Genomic DNA, 2,205 nt, shown 5'->3' with positions numbered 1-2,205 from the left:
GTCGCAACTCCCATTCTTACGCCGAGGACCAGCCCGTCTACTTCAATCCCGCGTCAGCAACGTCCATACCCACAACAACTAGGAGACTTTGGACGTTGACGTCGGTGATGTAGCGGCGCTGGGGAGGATCGTTCGATATCTCAAGCACCGTGAGGAAGCGAGTGACCTTGTCGGCGAACCCAGCTGGTAGCTGTATGTCGTCGAGCCTGCGGACCTCTGGTGTCTCGGGGATATTGGTATACGACTGCTTCCAGCGGATTTTAAGCATTTGGCGGGCAATTTTCTTCACCATGTCGGCTAGCCCACTGATGAGTTCCGGCTCGGGTCCGCACATCCGCGCCAGTGTGGAAGCGTTGCTTTTGGCGGGGCTGAGTGCTGCGTTCGTAGCTAACCGCAGTCGGACGTTGGGAGCGCATTCACAAGCGCACCAGCGGTCGTAGAGATGCGCCAATCCGCCGCTCTTACATAATTCCGTGAGTGTCCAAGGTCCCTGGTCTTCTTCTCGGTGTTTGACCGAGACCAGTTCCACAGATCCGTCAGTCAGTGCGACGACGAAGTCTTCATGCCACTCGCAAACGATGAAGTCAATGGTTGTCTGGGTGAGCATAGCTAGGCAATCGCGTGCAGCGACCTCTGCTTGGTAGCGGTATCGTCCCAGCGTGTCGGAGCCGCTGTCCTCCCCTGGAGACAGGTTGAAGACTGCGTGAGTGAGACCGTCCTCGTCGATGGCGTTCGGTGTGGGTTCGACGAGGTCTTCTGTCTCGGTGCTTGGTTCTGCTGCACTGACCATCAAGGTCTCCTGCCGGCCCGGCGCACAGAGCGCATTTAGTCTGTCCGCGCAACGTCGGAAGCGAGGATCTTTAGAGGTACCACATTCCAAGAAGGCAAGATGAGTTGCGTGCACGGTTTCGCGTAGGTGTTTTGGCTCGGAGATGGAGCGGAGTGAGGCACGATTTGAACGATATTGAATGATGTTGGATATCAGTAGTTTTGGGTATTCATTTGGTGCGAGATTGGTTTCAGCGTTGTGCATGTCACCGTCGAGGCTCCGGAAGGCTTCGATCAGGCTGCGCGCCGCGCAATCCGTCACTCGGTTGCTCGTGCGGGTGAGTGGAACGCCGACAACCCTGATTCGATTGCTCCGCGTCTGGAGGACGCGGACGCGTATCGCGTTGTTGCGGTTCGCGTGAGCGTGGATCGGTAGGCGATAAAGGATCGGCCCGAAGCTACCGGGCCGGTCCTCTTCGTTGCGTGCTCCGAAAATGGCCTCTCACCCTGTGGTGGGGGGGCTTTTTCGTGTGTTGGGGGTGTGGGTGTGGCTATTGCTGATTGGTGAGGGTGTGGAGGAGCTGTGAGACCTGTTCGGTGGTGGCGTCGGCGAGGCAGTCGACGATGCAGGCGGTGAGAAAGATCTTGATCGTGTTCGGTACCCGTTGGGCGAGGGCGCGGAGCTGCTCGCCCCTGGTGGGGCGGTGGTTGTCTGGGGTCTGGTCGTCGTGCTCGTGCATTTCTGCTCCTCGTAGTGGATTGGAGTTCCGCGTGGGTGCGTCCTCATCTCTTGTTGTTCGAGCTACGGGCGAGATCACATGTTCGTGTAGGGGAATTGAGTTGTTGCGGGCTTGTGACCTGCGTAGATGGCACGTCCCGGGGTGGTGTGTTCGTGGAGTTGGGGCGCCGGCGAATTGGGGCCGGCTGATGGGGCCGGCGGGTGCTCGGGTTCGGTGGTGGGGGAGTGTCGGGGTGCTCGGCGGGGCGTATGTGGGCCGATTTTTTGAATGTTGTTGCGTTTCAGTAACTTTGGGTGATCGTTTGGTGGGTAATCTGTTTCGGTGGTTGCGCATGAAGATGTTTTGGAGAGGATCGAATTGTGTTGTGGTGGTTACGATTTCGATATTTCGTGGTTCTGTGTTGTTTTGCGGTTTGGGGTGGGGTCCTGTAGGATGGGAAGCATGATGACGATGAGTTGGCAGACGCGAGACGGGGTAGCTTCGAGCGACCCCCCGCTCCTCCCCAGCCTCGTTTGGTACTTGGGTACCGAATTCACAGTTCCGATCAAATCCTTTGGCGACAAAGATAATTCAGGAATTTAGAGGCGCGCAGCGACTCGATCGACGGCAGCCTAGCTGGACCCACTGCGAGCCGCGCAGCGGCTCCCTGGCGGGGAGCGAAGCGAGCCGCTCCGTTCCCGATGCGGAGCATCGGGAG

The 2,205-nt window shown here is 58.4% G+C and carries 3 protein-coding genes; 1 reads left to right on the top strand and 2 read right to left on the bottom strand.

Annotation, left to right across the window (positions count from 1 at the left end; all coding sequences use genetic code 11):
• Window positions 1–37: 37 nt before the first annotated feature.
• A complete protein-coding gene (locus R4P70_RS32545) occupies window positions 38–790 on the bottom strand; it encodes a dsDNA nuclease domain-containing protein (protein ID WP_317833828.1) in 753 nt (250 codons plus the stop codon).
• A gap of 237 nt (window positions 791–1,027) precedes the next feature.
• Here R4P70_RS32545 and R4P70_RS32540 point away from each other — a divergent pair, with 237 nt between their 5' ends.
• The gene (locus tag R4P70_RS32540) at window positions 1,028–1,204 is read left to right on the top strand and encodes a hypothetical protein (protein ID WP_317833827.1); all 177 of its coding nucleotides are present in this window, start codon (window positions 1,028–1,030) and stop codon (window positions 1,202–1,204) included.
• Between the two features lie 115 nt (window positions 1,205–1,319).
• Here the strand turns inward: R4P70_RS32540 and R4P70_RS32535 are convergent, their stop codons facing one another.
• Complete coding sequence (locus R4P70_RS32535; protein ID WP_317833824.1) at window positions 1,320–1,508, bottom strand: hypothetical protein; 189 nt, start codon at window positions 1,506–1,508, stop codon at window positions 1,320–1,322.
• Window positions 1,509–2,205 lie beyond the last annotated feature (697 nt).

This window comes from Rhodococcus sp. IEGM 1241 (genome assembly GCF_033142365.1).
In the GTDB taxonomy this organism is placed as follows: domain Bacteria; phylum Actinomycetota; class Actinomycetes; order Mycobacteriales; family Mycobacteriaceae; genus Rhodococcus_F; species Rhodococcus_F erythropolis.
The sequence above is the reverse complement of the archived record's forward strand: the minus strand, read 5'-3'. Positions and strand labels throughout refer to the sequence as shown.

What these genes read in the sequence shown, in the direction of transcription:
- R4P70_RS32545 (WP_317833828.1), bottom strand. Translation starts at nt 790, where the DNA reads ATGGTCAGTGCAGCAGAACCAAGCACCGAGACAGAAGACCTCGTCGAA.
- R4P70_RS32535 (WP_317833824.1), bottom strand. Translation starts at nt 1,508, where the DNA reads ATGCACGAGCACGACGACCAGACCCCAGACAACCACCGCCCCACCAGG.